Genomic DNA, 15,656 nt, shown 5'->3' on the forward strand with positions numbered 1-15,656 from the left:
AACCTGTGAGGCAAACATATTGGGCAAGTTGATTATTATTGTCCGCCAATATTTGGGTTTTATTTCAGCACTTTTGGAGAAAACATGGCAGGAATGCTAATGCGTGTTCTCACGTCGATGCTCATTTTGGCCGCGGTCTTATCGCTGACGGGTTGTGGCGATGATCGGCCGGAGAAAATTGAGAAGTATCAACAACTCACGGAGCAGCGTCTCACAACACTCAATACAATGCTCGATGATGGCCAAATCCGTAATGCCAATCTGCTCAAGCAATACAGCAGCTTGCTAAAACAGCAAAAGCCCGATTTAGCGCCATTAGTGGATGAATTAGCCAAGGATGCAACCGCCGAAGGGCCCATGTTTTCTTCGCTCAAACGCCGCTTAGGTGATGCCCAAAATTCGGCCAACTTTACCGATCTCGATCAACAATTAGCCGAGGTAGAAAATCTCTATCAAGCTGCCGATCCTAGCCTGTATAACGACATGCTATCCGATCCCGTGAACGTGATAGCGGATATGTCAGAAGGCAAACTCGCCCGCGTCAATGCCATCAGCCGTGAAGCGGCGGCCCTTGCCAATAACGCCGAAGATTTTGGTCCTGGTAGCCAACTGGTGGGTAACCCAGCCTATGGAAGTTGGCAGACTGACTCTAGTGGCATGTCTTTCTGGGCTTGGTACGGCATGTATTCGATGTTTTCCAATATTTTCCAGCGCCCCATTTATTATGACCGCTGGTCCGGTAATCGTGGCTATAGCTATTACAACGACGTAGGTCGTTACCGCTACACTTCGCCAAAACAAGCACAAGCGCAGGAAAAAACCTTCGAACAGACTAAAAAACGTTTCGATTCGCAAGGAAAACGCTTCGATAGCCCCTATGCAAAATCGCGCACAGGTTCAACCGCTCTCTCCCGCGAGAGCACTAGCGCGCCAAAAGCGAATACTGCAAGTTCGAGCTCAGCGAATAAGTCGAGCGCGCAATCTGACAGTAAATTCCGCTCAAACTATTCTAAAGACAGCAGTTTCCGTAATTCCAGCAATCGCACTACCCGCAGTGTGCGCCGAGGCAAGTAACGTAAAGGATCTCCCATGACACTATTTCAGGATTTCGGTATCACACCAGAGCTAATCACTATACTCGCAATCGACCTCACGATTGCGGTTATCCTATTGACATTAATGCGTTATTTACAAGGATGGAGCGTTAGCGTCAACAGCAGCAAAGAACTGGCTGAACGCGATAACTTTGCCTTTGGTATCAGCACTGCTGGCGCTGTTGCCGCGTTAGGCATTGTGCTCACAGGCGCCATCACAGGTGCCGCAGCGCCCTCCTATTTAACTGAAGCGATAGGCATGAGTGCCTATGGTTTATTTGGTTTAATACTGATTAAATTCGGGCGTTTTCTACACGATAAAATCGCGTTAAATGAACTCGATAAAAATCAGCAAATTGTTAAAGGTAACGTGTCTGTCGCCATTGTGGATGCCAGTGTTGCTATCGCCACCGCAATCATTATTCGGGCAGTGCTGTTATGGGCTGAAGATTTAACAATCGACACTTTTATTGCCATCTTTAGTGCCTTTGCGATTTCACAACTCATGCTGGTGCTTCTCACCCGCTTACGTGAAAAACGTTTCGCAAGTCGTAACCAAGACTCATCAATGCAGCAGGCACTCGCTCAAGGCCATACCGCTGTTGCTATTCGCCACGCCGGATTTATGATCGCCATGGCACTCAGCTTTAATGCCGCGAGTCATTTTATCCTGTTCAATCCAACCGCCTATGTGACTAACATTATTGGCTGGTTAGTATTCTCCATCATCATGCTGGTCGTGCTGACGCTACTGCTGTTTGTGATCAAAAAACTGGTACTGGCACGGATCAATTTAGCGGATGAAGTCGAAAGACAGCACAATATTGGTATCGCTGCCGTGGAAATGGCCATCAGTATTGCAATCGCACTTATCCTCACGGCCCTAATGGCATAAACGCATGCACGAGTCACAATTAACCACTTCGGCGGCTAAACCTAGCCGCCTAGGTTGGTTCGATGATGCCCTATTACTGGGCATAATGGCCGTGCTCGCTGGGTGCGGTCTTATCTACGAATACCTGTTATCCCACTACGCAGGCCGGATCTTAGGCGCACTTGAGGCTGCCATCTATACCATGATCGGTCTGATGATCGTATCAATGGGGCTTGGTGCCTTTGCCGCGCGCAAAATTAAGGATGCGTTTTCCGGCTTTGTGGTGCTCGAACTCACCGTCGCGCTGTGTGGCTCACTCGCGATTTTGATCACCGCTGCCGTGATAGGTTTTGGCCAACAACTACCGATGATCATCGCCAGCACCTTGGGCTTGCCGCCGGATCAACTGCCCGAAGGTGGCATGATTGGCTCGCTACAAAAGCTTAGCGAATATCTACCTTATTTTTGGGGCGTGCTACTGGGCTTGATGATTGGGATGGAGATCCCACTTATCGCCAGGGTAAGACAATCCCTTTCAGATGAACACTTACTCCATAATGCAGGCACAATTTACGGCGCAGACTATATAGGCGCAGGTATTGGCGCGGCCATTTGGGTCGGCTTTATGCTAGCTATCGATATTCAACTCGCTGCCGCGCTAACCGCCAGCTTTAACTTGCTAGCAGGGTTTGTGTTTATCTGGCGCTTTTGGCCCAAGATCCAAAGAGCAAGATTATTGCTCACGGGGCATTTTGTGGTCACGGGCGTATTATTTTTGCTCGCCATTCAAGGGCCAAGCTGGGAACAGCAGTTCAACAATCTGCTCTATAAAGACAACGTGGTTTACGCTAAGGCCACGCGCTTTCAACAACTCACCTTTACCGAGCGCCTACGCGGTAATGGCCTATCCCCAGTTTACGCCTTGTATATCAATGGTCGTTTACAGTTTTCGAGTAGCGATGAACACATTTACCATGCATTTTTAGTTCATCCAACCCTTGCGGCTAGCGCTCGTCATAACAAGGTATTAATCATTGGCGGCGGTGATGGACTGGGCCTAAAACAAGTACTACGCTGGGAACCTGAGCAAGTAACCCTACTCGATCTTGATGCAGCGCTGGTGCAACTGTTTAAATCCCCCGATCCTGATATGCCTGCGCGTTTAAGCCAAGCCCTGCTATCACTTAATGGCAATGCGTTTAACGATCCTCGTGTAACGGTAATCCACGATGATGCCTTTAACGGGGTCGATAAGCTAATTGCGAAAGGGAATAAATATGATGCGATTATTGTGGATTTACCCGATCCCAGCCATCCGGATCTAAATAAGCTCTACTCGGATTATTTCTATCGCAAACTGAAGGAACTAATCAGCAGTGATGGCGCTCTGACAGTACAGTCAACGTCACCCTATCATGCGCAAAAAGCCTTTATTTCAGTAGCAAGAACCTTGGCATTGGCGGGATTTGATGTAAAACAATATCACCACAATGTCCCTAGTTTTGGCGAATGGGGTTGGAGTATTGCCACTCTATCTGGAAAGGATGCTCAGCATCGTCTAGGCGAGCTGACCACACTACCGATAGTGGATGACTGGTTAACCTTAGGTTTAGTTAAAGGCGCGTTTGAATTCCCTGCCAATTTTTATCAGGATGCGACCAATATTAAGCCCAATGAACTGGGGTCATTACAGTTGTACCATTATCATCAACAGGCTTGGTCCGAAACCCAAGGACTGGATCTTTTTTAACGGATAAAGATAGTGCTTGACATATTATGTCTCAGTGCTATCTTTGAACACAGACATAATATGTCAATAAGGACAAATATGAATATCCATACTCTTGCTAATCACCTCAACAGCCTTGGCAATAATAGCCAAACCGGCTTCCAATTCGATTGCTATCCAATTGATGGTGAAGTCGAAGTGTTGCAAGTGAATGTGGTCGGCCGTGAAGAAATCCCGGTATTTGTATCGGTTACGGACAACCAAATTCTCTGCATCAGCTACCTGTGGGGTGAAAACGAAGTAAACCAAGAACGTCGCAGTGAAATGTTTGAAACTATGCTCGAATTAAACATTCCAATGCCGCTGTCAGCCTTTGCCAAGATTGATGACAAATATGTGGTTTACGGCGCGCTGTCTCTGCAATCTAGCATGCTCGAAATCGAGCAAGAGCTAGCAGTATTATCCGATAACTGTTTAGAAGTTATCGATGAAATGGTCGACTATCTGAAATAAGGAGCCACAACATGGGCATTCTGAATAAAATTTTAACAGCGTTTCGCGGTGGTGCCACCGAAGTTGGCCAAAGCATCGTAGACGCAAACTCAACTCGTATTTTCGAACAGGAAATCCGTGACGCCGAGAAGCACCTAACCAACGCTAAACGCGAACTGACCGATGTAATGGCGAAAGAAATGCAAGCCAGCCGTGAAGTTGACCGCCTAAAGCGTTCGATTACAGAGCACGAAGGTTATGTCGCCCAAGCTTTAGATAAAGGCAATGAAGCTTTAGCGATTGAAGTTGCAGAAAAAATTGCTCAATTAGAGCAAGAACTGGCTGAGCAACAAACCGCAAATGATAGCTTCAGCGCCCATGCAGTGCGCCTAAAAGATTTAGTGAAGAAAACCGAGCGTCAACTGTCTGATTATCAACGTCAGTTAAGCATGGTTAAAACCACCGAAAGCGTGCAAAAAGCCACAGCGACGATTACCGATTCTTTTGCCTCAAGCAACTCTAAACTGCTGAATGCGAAAGATTCATTAGAGCGTATTAAGGCTCGTCAGCAACAGTTTGACGACAGACTGAAAGCCGCTGAAACCTTAGCCGAAGAAGGTAGTGATAAATCATTGCAGGCTAAGTTAGCCGAAGCGGGTATCGGTGAGCAAAAATCGAATGCTAACGCTGTGCTTGAGCGTATCAAGGCACGTAAAAGCTAATTTATGATTGACCAAACGCCGAGTACCAATGGGACCATCACCCCCTATTGTGCTCGGCTTTTTTATTTTAGGTACACCAACATTCACATCAATCCAGACTAACTCATGGGTTAGTTCAGGACATTGGCGCACTGCTTAGGAGCGAATATGGGATTTTTTAACAGTATTTTTGGCAAAAAAACGCCGCCAGCGCGTGAACTCAATCATCCCTCTGCGCTCAAAGTGGGCGATATGATCTCCATCGATAATAGCTTTGCATTACCGCCACAGTTGCGCGGGCAGCAACTCAAAGTTGAAGCCGTCAATACCTATGAGTTTGAACGCAATCAACAAACTGAATGGGTACTTAAAGGGCATGGTAGTGACACCTTGTTTTTAAGCATCGAAGAAGACGATGAAACTTACCTCGCTTTTTCCCTTAAAATTACCCGCGCCCAGGTTGAGCAGATATTCGACCTAGAGCAATTTAGTACCCTGTTTGACGAACCCGGCCACGCCGAACTGACCACACAAGAGTTATCGCCAGCGTTAGCGGAACAACTCGAGCAATGGTTAGGTAAGCAATACCACCAAGTGAGTTTTGCCCTCTTTGGATACTTCCACCGTGAAGATTATCGAGGACTAAAACCGCCGCAGGATGCTAATGGTGCAACCGGTGAGCCCTTCGAATATTATTTACTGCTCGATGAGGACGAAAGTCGCGCTGTAGAAGTTGAAGTGTATGAAGGCGGCGATACGGATGTAGTACTTACCTTATACCGCCCACTTACGGATATTCGCGATTACTGGCCTGGTCAATAAAGTTTGACATAAGATAAAGTGCGCGACTCGCACTTTATCTTTTAAGCCATTACAATCCCAATAGAATTCGCTCGATTTGTGCGGTTGATAGCAACAGGTAAAACCTAATGAGTAAAACGAAACACCCTCTCCCAGAGCAATGGCAGAAGAACCAAGAAGCCGCAAAGGCAACTCAAGTGGCCTTCGATCTCGATGAAAAGTTTCAATATTCTATTCGTAAAGCCGCGCTTGATGCGGGTGTAAGCCCCTCAGATCAGATCCGTACCATTTTGGGATTGAGTGTTTCAAAACGTCCCACACGCCCCCGTTTAACCGTGTCACTTAACGCCGATGACTATGTTCAACTTGCCGAAAAATACGGCTTAAGTGCCGATGCCCAGCTTGAAATTAAGCGTCGAGTCCTTGAAGATCTCGTGCGTTTTGTTGCTGAGGATTAATTTTTTATTGGTGTCATTCCGCATTGAAATCGGGATTCAGTGGTTCGAGCATTTTAAGTCGAGCGATTTATCACAAAGTTAATTTACTCATAGCGTAAACTCTTTTACCTTAGACATTCGCCTTAAAACACAGGGATCATGTTAGGCATGACAGATAAAACCCCTTGGTCACTCCGCTCTGTAGGTAACCCCTCTCCCATTGAAATCGCTATGATGTTGCTATCGCTGCTCTCGGTCATCATAGTGCTAGTAATGACCTTTGGGCGCCTCGATAAAGAAACCTACCGCTTGCTGTTTTTTATTGATACCACGATTTGCATGATTTTTATGGTCAATTTTTTTGCTGGCCTATTCCGAGCGCGGGACAAACTCTTTTACCTGCGTCACCATTGGATCGATTTTATCGCCAGTATTCCCGCCATTGAGGCACTGCGAATTGCACGGGTATTCCAAATTCTGCGGGTTATCCGTTTAATCCGCATGAGCCGCTCTTTCCTTATTCCCTTGATAAAACAGCGTAAACAAGCCACGCTCGCGAGCTTATTGGTCGCGATGGTGACAATTTTAACCTTCGCTTCTATCATCATTTTGATTATTGAAAGCGGCACTGAAGGGGCCAATATCCAAACCGCTGAGCAAGCCATTTGGTGGGCATTAGTCACCATTTCAACCGTAGGTTATGGCGATTTCTACCCAGTCAGCACCGCGGGTCATATTGTGGGTGGAATCGTGATTGTCAGCGGAGTGAGCTTTTTCGGGGTGATTTCGGGGTATATGGCTTCCGTGTTTGTCGCACCGGACGAAAGCGAACGCCAAGAGCGCCAAGATGCCCATAAGGCCGAAATAAAGTCAGAACTCGAGCTTGCCCTTGCAAGAATGGAAGAAAACCAGCGGCAAATGGAGCTCAATCAGGCACAGATGCTGGCCAAAATAGCTGAATTAAAACAAGCACTCGAAGATAAAAAAGGTTAGGAGCTCACCGAACTCCTAACCTAATTCCGCTCGATGATTACCAATAAGTGATTTGTTGAATGGCGTTTTGTCTTGAGGCTTCCATCGCAAATAACAAGCTTTGCTGCTTATCCTCCAGCCAGTCGGCTAAATCAATCCCAAGCGATTTGGCCGCAAGTGTTAATTGTTGATAGCAGGCCAAGGTTCGAATTCCTAGCACCAGATCCTGCCATGGAGCCCTAAAGGCATCGCGAGATTTAGCCTCATATAAGAGCCCATACGCCTGCCCGACTTGAATGCTTTCATCGAGCAAAACCGCACACAGTAAATAATCCTCAGCAGTCATTGCCTTATCGCTGGGCATAGCTGCGAGTATTGCTCGCCATGATGCTTCCTGCGCATTATCGGCATGTATCATCAACCCAAGTTCCACAGGTAATGCTATTTCCCCTGCGCTGATATCCAATAAGATTGCAACGATAGCCAACTGTAATTGACCGTATTCCACTTGTTGCCAGAGCGAAGTTAAACGCGCCGCCACACCTAGCGCATCAAACTGTTGCTGCAATCGTTGCATCAAGGCTTGATGGGAATCGAGTCGACTAAACAAGCCTTTTTGACCTCCGAGTAACGCGGCTAGCGCCTGTGCATCTTCGATAAATTCAAGTTGCGATTCAATCAGGCTAAATTGCTGAATTAGCTCAGCGTTAGCAAGACCAAACTGACTTAAGGTCATGCGCAGTAAACGAATACAAGCACGCATCCGCCACCAAAGGGCAATCTTAGCTTCATTATCTTGTTCTTCGGCAATCATAGCTTCGAGCAACTGCCAACGTTCGAGCGCGGTTTCCAGCAGCACTTGGCAGGTAGCCGTTAAATCCTGTTGATGGGGTTGATGCAGATTGAGATCTACTGGCACAAGAAGCGGCAAAAACTCGAGGGCACTTAAGGTTAATGGCGTAGATTGCCCAGCGAGTCGATAGCCTCGCTGCGCCTTACTGGCTTTACCTAAACGCACCGGAATCGTGCTCGCAACCTGAGTAGCGAGCACTAATAGCGCACTGGCATCACCACTTAACAGTTCAAATTCCAGTTCACAGAGCGCCTCATGTTGGCCATTTGCACTTATCTCGCCAATGTCTAAGGCAACTTCAACGACACTGTCTCCTACTGTCACATGCCAAGCACGGCGATAAAAATCAGTATGAAACACGCAGCCAAGCTCGGCTTGTACGGCGGTTAAATCGGCATTTAAGGGCCAAATGCTCGTGGGGAACAGGCTTAAATCAGGGCTATCGGCTTGAATGGTGACATTATATTCGGGGCGAGAATGGATACCTCCAACGACTTGCCCCGCCGTTTTGATGGTTTGTTCTTTATGTCCATCGAAACCGCGCACCCGCAATCCCATGTCCCATTGACGTAATTGCAATGTGGGCGTGTCAAAATAACCATTGGTTAAACGACGTTTCCCTTGCGGTATGGCGCCATCTAAGCTATCTAACTTATTTATCAGGGATTCTTGAAATTTAGGTAAGAAAAACAGTTTTAATTCAATCTCAGCATTCATTACTACACCGCTCATTTTGTCATCAAACATTCATTGATGTGTCATTTTTAATTCATAATGTCACAAATCTGTCATAAAAAACTCGTAGGATTTGGTTTTGAAGTTGGTATAGAACCCGTTAGAATAAACCTGTGGTTTTTTGTCAAAAAAACACAGTTTCAATATGCGGACGCATGGGTTAACATGCGCCCGCTTTTTCCAATAATGGAACAATCTAAATAGGTAAACGGCAATGCCAGTAAACTCTATTTTGGGCGTGTTTGCAAAATCGCCAATCAAGCCCCTGCAAGAGCACATGGACAAAGTCTACGATTGCGCATCGTTACTGGTCCCCTTTTTCGAAGCCACCATCACAGGTAACTGGGATGGCGCAGTTCAAATTCGTAAGCAAATCAGCTTAGCAGAAAAGCAAGGTGACTCACTCAAACGTGAAATTCGCCTCACGCTGCCTAGCGGTTTATTTATGCCTGTTGAACGTACTGATCTATTGGAACTTTTAACACAACAAGACAAAATCGCTAACAAAGCTAAAGATATCTCTGGCCGTGTTATTGGCCGTCAACTGCTAATCCCTCAGGCTTTGCAAGTCCCCTTTATTGCGTATTTACAACGTTGTATCGACGCTGTAGGTCTTGCACAACAAGTCATTAACGAGCTCGATGATTTGCTCGAAGCAGGTTTCCGTGGTCGTGAAGTCGATTTTGTGGCCAAAATGATCAACGAACTCGATATCATCGAAGAAGATACTGACGACTTACAAATTCAGCTGCGTCGTCAATTATTTGCGTTGGAATCAGAATTGAATCCTGTCGATGTGATGTTCCTCTATAAAACGATTGAATGGGTCGGTGGTCTTGCAGATCTTGCCGAACGAGTCGGTTCGCGTCTTGAGCTTATGCTGGCTCGCGTTTAATAAATAAGGTTATCAAGGTATCAATATGGTTGATGCAGGTATGGAGGTGGCTAACGTTTTAGCCACTAATGGGCAATGGCTTATTGCCATTGCGGCCGCGTTTGGTTTTCTTATGGCGTGGGGTATTGGCGCTAATGACGTCGCCAATGCGATGGGAACCTCTGTAGGTTCTAACGCTATTACGATTAAGCAAGCGATTATTATCGCGATGATCTTTGAATTCTCAGGTGCGTTTTTAGCAGGGGGAGAAGTTACTAATACCATTCGAAGCGGTATTGTTGACTCGAGCTATTTTACTGAAACACCTGAATTGCTAGTGTATGGCATGATTGGCTCGCTGTTAGCCGCAGGTATTTGGTTAGTCGTCGCATCAGCATTAGGCTGGCCAGTATCAACGACACATTCTATTGTGGGCGCGATTATTGGTTTTGCTGCTGTTGGTGTGGGTACAGATGCTGTTGCTTGGGAAAAGGTTGGCGGTATTGTTGGCTCTTGGGTCATCACCCCTGCAATTTCTGGCTTTATGGCTTTTATTTTGTTCCAAAGTACTCAAAAGTTGATTTTCAACACTGATGATCCACTTGCTAACGCCAAACGCTATGTGCCTTTCTACATGGCATTTGCCGGATTCATTATGGCGTTGATGACCATACTTAAAGGTCTTTCCCATGTGGGTCTGCATTTCTCTGTTACAGAATCCTATTTACTTGCTGCTGTTATTGCAGCCGTTGTTGGTATCGTAGGTAAAATTGCAATTTCACGTTTAAAAATGAGCGACAAGGCTAACCGCCAAACGATGTTCGCTAACGTTGAGAAAGTGTTTGCAATTTTAATGGTATTGACCGCCTGTTGTATGGCTTTCGCCCATGGTTCAAACGATGTGGCTAACGCGATTGGCCCATTAGCTGCGGTTGTATCGGTCGTGAACAGTGGCGGTGAAATCGCCTCCAAATCGCCATTAGTTTGGTGGATCCTGCCTTTAGGTGCCATCGGTATCGTGATGGGTCTAGCTATTTTTGGTCAGCGCGTGATGCAAACCATTGGTAAAAACATCACTCACTTAACTCCAAGTCGCGGCTTTGCAGCTGAATTAGCAGCGGCAACAACCGTTGTGATTGCATCAAGTACAGGTTTACCTATCTCTACAACCCAAACCTTAGTGGGCGCGGTATTAGGTGTGGGTATGGCCCGAGGTATTGCAGCAATCAATATCGGTGTTGTGCGTAATATTGTTGTATCTTGGGTGGTGACTTTACCTGCCGGTGCCGGTCTATCAATCATCTTCTTCTTTATGATTAAAGGAATCTTTAACTAAAGAAGCACAAAACGGCTATGGCAATCTTGCTGTAGAAACACGCTAAACCCAGAGGAATCGCTAGCATGGATGCGGCAAAGTTGAGGGAAGTCTATGACTTCCCTCTTGCATTGCACGCCTCAAATCCATAGCATGTGGTCACTATTTCGTTGATGAGAATACAAAAGTGTTAAGAATGCTGACTCTGGTGGGAATAATGCTACTCTCCCCCAACCTGCTGGCCGAAGGCCAATCCCGCTATATCTCGGATAACGTGTTTCTTTATCTTCTTAATGGCCCAGGTACTGATTACCGTATTTTGGGTTCGATTGAGGCAGGGCAACCCATTACGCTTCAGGGTGAAACCCAAGGCGATTACTCAAAAATAGTCGATCATAAAGGTCGCGAAGGTTGGGTGCCGACCAATTTAATCAGTTCAACCCCGAGTTTTCGTGAGCAAGTATCAACATTGACAAATGAGCTAAACGAAGCGAAAGCAAAACTGGCTGAAGTGTTAAATTCGACGGGTAACCAAACCGATGAGGTTGCTGAACTTAAAGCTCAGTTAGCAGAAGCACAAACCATGCTTGCTAAAGCCAATCAAGAGCGTGAAAACCTCAAAATAGCGGTTGATCATAGCGCCCAGGAAGCACAATTTGCCCTATGGCGTGAAGGTGGGATTATTGCCGCTGCAGGTTTAGTCGTCGGGGTGATCTTGGTTTATCTGCCAAGACCACAGCGCCGCAATAAAAAGCGTTGGATGTAATTTTTACGCTAACGGCCTCTAAATAAACGCAAAAGCCAGTGTATTCAAACACTGGCTTTTTTGTCAATCAAGCGTTACATCTAGCTATTAATACCAATCACATTAAATATCTAATCAGTTCAGAGCCTCACAGGCATCTCAATCCAAGGCGCATTGACGAAGAAATGGTTATTCCCTTTTAAGTCAATGTAACACGGGAGTGAGATGCCTATGATGCTCCCGAAGGGCGGGGTTGAACGGGCTTTATACTGCGTTTAAGGCTTTCAACAGAGCACCACTATGCCTTCAAGCCTTCGCCTTGTCTAAAGCCCGTTTAACTCCCGCTGAATGAACAGATATTTAATACGATTGGTATAACAAGCTAATCAAACAATCTTCACATTCTTTCGCGCTATAGTGTTGTCGGTCACATTTTGGTTGTATAATCTGCGCGCGCAAAGCTTCATATTGTATACAAAATATCAAATGCGTTTCGCGCCCCCCATTTTTGTTTCAACAATAGAGCCGAAAACAACTGGCCAAGATGGAAGCGATTACTATGTTCAAAGCGAGTGAAGTGCTGGCAGGCCGCTACGATTCTGCCAATCTCGACGAACTGTTCAAAGCTGTCACCGACAACTACATTGTCGATGAAGAACAATACTTGTCAGAGCTAATCAAACTAGTCCCCTCCAGTGATGAAGCCATCGAGCGCGTCACTCGTCGTGCCCACGAACTGGTCAACAAAGTTCGTCAATTTGAGAAAAAAGGCTTAATGGTTGGCATCGATGCCTTCCTACAGCAATACAGCTTAGAAACTCAGGAAGGTATCATCCTGATGTGTTTAGCCGAAGCCCTGCTGCGTATTCCCGATGCGGCCACCGCCGACGCCCTGATTGAAGACAAACTTTCAGGTGCTAAGTGGGATGAACATTTGAGCAAGAGCGATTCGGTGCTGGTTAACGCCTCCACTTGGGGCCTGATGCTCACCGGTAAAATTGTTAACTTAGATAAAAAAATCGACGGTACGCCAAGTAACCTATTAGGCCGTTTAGTCAATCGTTTAGGCGAGCCCGTGATCCGCCAAGCCATGATGGCCGCGATGAAAATCATGGGTAAACAGTTCGTTCTCGGCCGCACCATGAAAGAAGCGCTCAAGAACAGCGAAGACAAGCGTAAATTAGGTTACACCCACTCCTACGATATGCTGGGTGAAGCCGCGCTGACGCGTAAAGATGCCGAAAAATACTTTACCGATTATGCCAATGCGATTACCGAGTTAGGCGCCCAAAGCTATAACGAAAGTGAATCTCCACGCCCAACGATTTCAATTAAGTTGTCGGCATTGCACCCACGTTACGAAGTCGCTAACGAAGACCGTGTACTGACCGAGCTGTATGACACCGTTATTCGCCTGATTAAACTCGCGCGCGGGTTAAATATCGGTATTTCTATCGACGCCGAAGAAGTTGACCGTCTCGAACTATCATTAAAACTGTTCCAAAAACTGTTTAATTCTGAAGCCACTAAGGGCTGGGGATTACTGGGTATCGTGGTGCAAGCTTACTCTAAGCGCGCCCTGCCGGTGCTGGTATGGTTAACTCGCTTGGCGAAAGAGCAAGGCGATGAAATCCCGGTTCGCTTAGTGAAAGGCGCTTACTGGGACAGCGAGCTTAAATGGGCGCAGCAGGCAGGCGAAGCCGCTTACCCACTCTACACCCGCAAAGCTGGTACCGACGTTTCTTACTTAGCCTGTGCGCGTTACCTGTTATCCGAGGCCACTCGCGGCGCGATTTATCCCCAATTTGCTAGCCACAACGCACAAACCGTTGCGGCAATTTCCGATATGGCGGGCGATCGTAACCACGAATTCCAACGTCTACACGGCATGGGACAAGAGCTGTACGACACTATTCTGTCGGAAGCGGGCGCGAAAGCGGTACGTATCTACGCTCCAATCGGTGCCCATAAGGATCTGCTGCCCTACTTAGTGCGTCGCCTGCTAGAAAACGGTGCCAACACCTCGTTCGTGCACAAACTGGTCGACCCGAAAACGCCTATTGAGTCTTTAGTGGTTCATCCGTTAAAGACATTGACCGGCTACAAAACCCTGGCTAACAACAAAATCGTTTTACCTACCGACATCTTCGGTAGCGATCGCAAAAATTCCAAGGGACTCAATATGAACATCATTTCTGAAGCAGAGCCATTCTTCGCGGCCTTAGACAAATTCAAATCGACGCAGTGGCAAGCTGGCCCTCTGGTTAATGGTCAAACCTTAACTGGTGAGCACAAAACCGTGGTTAGCCCATTCGATACCACTCAAACTGTGGGTCAAGTGGCCTTTGCCGACAAAGCAGCTATCGAACAAGCTGTTGCCTCTGCCCATGCGGCTTTCGGCTCTTGGACTCGTACGCCAGTGGAAGTGCGCGCCTCGGCACTGCAAAAGCTGGCGGATCTGTTAGAAGAAAACCGCGAAGAACTGATTGCCCTCTGTACCCGTGAAGCGGGCAAGAGCATTCAAGACGGTATCGACGAAGTTCGTGAAGCCGTAGACTTCTGCCGTTACTACGCAGTACAAGCCAAGAAGCTGATGTCAAAACCTGAACTGCTCCCAGGCCCAACAGGAGAGTTAAACGAACTCTTCCTCCAAGGTCGCGGTGTATTTGTGTGTATCAGCCCATGGAACTTCCCATTGGCTATCTTCTTGGGCCAAGTATCAGCAGCCCTAGCAGCGGGTAACACTGTAGTTGCTAAACCTGCGGAGCAGACGTCAATCATTGGTTACCGCGCAGTGCAGTTAGCACATCAAGCGGGTATTCCAACGGACGTGCTGCAATATCTGCCAGGTACAGGCGCCACCGTTGGTAACGCACTGACGGCTGACGAGCGTATCGGCGGCGTATGCTTTACCGGTTCAACAGGCACGGCCAAACTGATTAACCGCACGCTGGCAAACCGTGAAGGCGCGATCATTCCGTTAATCGCCGAAACCGGTGGCCAAAACGCCATGGTGGTAGACTCTACTTCTCAACCAGAACAAGTGGTTAACGATGTGGTTTCGTCTTCCTTCACCAGCGCGGGTCAACGCTGCTCGGCGCTGCGCGTACTCTTCCTGCAGGAAGATATTGCAGACCGCGTGATCGATGTGCTGCAAGGTGCAATGGATGAGCTAGTGATTGGCAACCCAAGTTCAATCAAAACTGACGTAGGTCCAGTGATTGATGCCACAGCCAAAGCCAACCTTGATGCCCATATCGACCACATTAAGCAAGTTGGCAAGCTGATCAAGCAAATGCCATTGCCTGCTGGCACTGAGAATGGCCACTTTGTGTCACCAACCGCCGTTGAAATTGATTCAATCAAAGTGCTTGAAAAAGAACACTTTGGCCCAATCCTGCACGTAATCCGTTACAAGGCATCTGAACTTGCCCATGTAATCGATGAAATCAACAGCACAGGCTTTGGCTTAACCTTAGGTATCCACAGCCGTAACGAAGGCCATGCCCTTGAAGTGGCGGATAAAGTGAATGTCGGTAACGTTTACATCAACCGCAACCAAATCGGCGCTGTGGTTGGCGTACAACCTTTCGGCGGTCAAGGTCTATCTGGCACAGGTCCAAAAGCCGGTGGTCCACACTACTTAACTCGCTTCGTGACAGAAAAAACTCGCACTAACAACATCACCGCCATCGGTGGTAACGCGACCCTGTTGTCACTGGGTGATAGCGACGCCTAAGCTTAAATCTAAGCCTTAGTTATTAACGAAAAGCCAGACTCTGTCTGGCTTTTTTATTGGGTAATGAATGCTTACAGCTAAATATAAATCTATAAATAATCATATTAATCAATTACTTTTTATCATTTTAGGAATAGTTTTAGATATATGAGCATTATGGGAGTCTTCGCATTTTCCATTTGAGTTCATCAATAAAAAATCAAAGTCGTGGGGCTTCACCCCACACCCGACCAAGGAGGACTGCTCGTCCTATCCTCCTTGGATGCTCCAAGACGCCCCTTCGGAGTTGAAAACC

The 15,656-nt window shown here is 47.0% G+C and carries 13 protein-coding genes; 12 read left to right on the forward strand and 1 reads right to left on the reverse strand.

The genetic code is table 11. The annotated features are described in order from the left end of the window. Positions 1-84 precede the first annotated feature (84 nt). The 8 genes from H9J30_RS03530 (at position 85) to H9J30_RS03565 (ending at position 7,121) form a co-directional block, all read left to right on the forward strand. Complete coding sequence (locus tag H9J30_RS03530) at positions 85-1,074, forward strand: hypothetical protein (RefSeq protein ID WP_240129693.1); 990 nt, start codon at positions 85-87, stop codon at positions 1,072-1,074. Positions 1,075-1,089: 15 nt separating this feature from the next. Then, entirely contained in the window at positions 1,090-1,989 is a 900-nt protein-coding gene (locus H9J30_RS03535; RefSeq protein ID WP_218738038.1) for a DUF350 domain-containing protein, read from the forward strand. A gap of 4 nt (positions 1,990-1,993) precedes the next feature. After that, positions 1,994-3,718 carry a polyamine aminopropyltransferase gene (locus tag H9J30_RS03540; protein ID WP_240129694.1) on the forward strand — a complete coding sequence of 575 codons (1,725 nt, stop codon included), beginning with the start codon at positions 1,994-1,996 and terminating at the stop codon, positions 3,716-3,718. Positions 3,719-3,796: 78 nt separating this feature from the next. Continuing rightward, positions 3,797-4,210, forward strand: coding sequence for a YjfI family protein (locus H9J30_RS03545; RefSeq protein WP_007645549.1), 414 nt, complete (start codon positions 3,797-3,799; stop codon positions 4,208-4,210). 11 nt (positions 4,211-4,221) lie between these two features. Beyond that, positions 4,222-4,911 carry a PspA/IM30 family protein gene (locus H9J30_RS03550; RefSeq protein WP_240129695.1) on the forward strand — a complete coding sequence of 230 codons (690 nt, stop codon included), beginning with the start codon at positions 4,222-4,224 and terminating at the stop codon, positions 4,909-4,911. 147 nt (positions 4,912-5,058) lie between these two features. Further along, entirely contained in the window at positions 5,059-5,712 is a 654-nt protein-coding gene (locus H9J30_RS03555) for a DUF4178 domain-containing protein (protein ID WP_240129696.1), read from the forward strand. A gap of 107 nt (positions 5,713-5,819) precedes the next feature. After that, the gene (locus tag H9J30_RS03560; RefSeq protein WP_240129697.1) at positions 5,820-6,149 is read left to right on the forward strand and encodes a hypothetical protein; all 330 of its coding nucleotides are present in this window, start codon (positions 5,820-5,822) and stop codon (positions 6,147-6,149) included. Positions 6,150-6,296: 147 nt separating this feature from the next. Further along, complete coding sequence (locus tag H9J30_RS03565) at positions 6,297-7,121, forward strand: ion transporter (protein WP_240129698.1); 825 nt, start codon at positions 6,297-6,299, stop codon at positions 7,119-7,121. Between the two features lie 37 nt (positions 7,122-7,158). Here the strand turns inward: H9J30_RS03565 and H9J30_RS03570 are convergent, their stop codons facing one another. Continuing rightward, positions 7,159-8,670, reverse strand: coding sequence for a CYTH domain-containing protein (locus tag H9J30_RS03570; protein WP_240129699.1), 1,512 nt, complete (start codon positions 8,668-8,670; stop codon positions 7,159-7,161). 232 nt (positions 8,671-8,902) lie between these two features. Between H9J30_RS03570 and H9J30_RS03575 the strand changes: the two genes are divergently transcribed. The 4 genes from H9J30_RS03575 (at position 8,903) to putA (ending at position 15,361) form a co-directional block, all read left to right on the forward strand. Continuing rightward, positions 8,903-9,583 (forward strand): TIGR00153 family protein, encoded by a 681-nt coding sequence (locus tag H9J30_RS03575; RefSeq protein WP_240129700.1) that lies wholly within the window; start codon positions 8,903-8,905, stop codon positions 9,581-9,583. Between the two features lie 25 nt (positions 9,584-9,608). After that, a complete protein-coding gene (locus H9J30_RS03580; RefSeq protein WP_240129701.1) occupies positions 9,609-10,898 on the forward strand; it encodes an inorganic phosphate transporter in 1,290 nt (429 codons plus the stop codon). Between the two features lie 196 nt (positions 10,899-11,094). After that, positions 11,095-11,643 carry a TIGR04211 family SH3 domain-containing protein gene (locus tag H9J30_RS03585; RefSeq protein ID WP_240130067.1) on the forward strand — a complete coding sequence of 183 codons (549 nt, stop codon included), beginning with the start codon at positions 11,095-11,097 and terminating at the stop codon, positions 11,641-11,643. Positions 11,644-12,166: 523 nt separating this feature from the next. Continuing rightward, a complete protein-coding gene (putA, locus tag H9J30_RS03590; RefSeq protein WP_240129702.1) occupies positions 12,167-15,361 on the forward strand; it encodes a bifunctional proline dehydrogenase/L-glutamate gamma-semialdehyde dehydrogenase PutA in 3,195 nt (1,064 codons plus the stop codon). Positions 15,362-15,656 lie beyond the last annotated feature (295 nt).

The sequence above is a fragment of the Shewanella cutis genome, from assembly GCF_022410515.1.
In the GTDB taxonomy this organism is placed as follows: Bacteria; Pseudomonadota; Gammaproteobacteria; order Enterobacterales; family Shewanellaceae; genus Shewanella; species Shewanella cutis.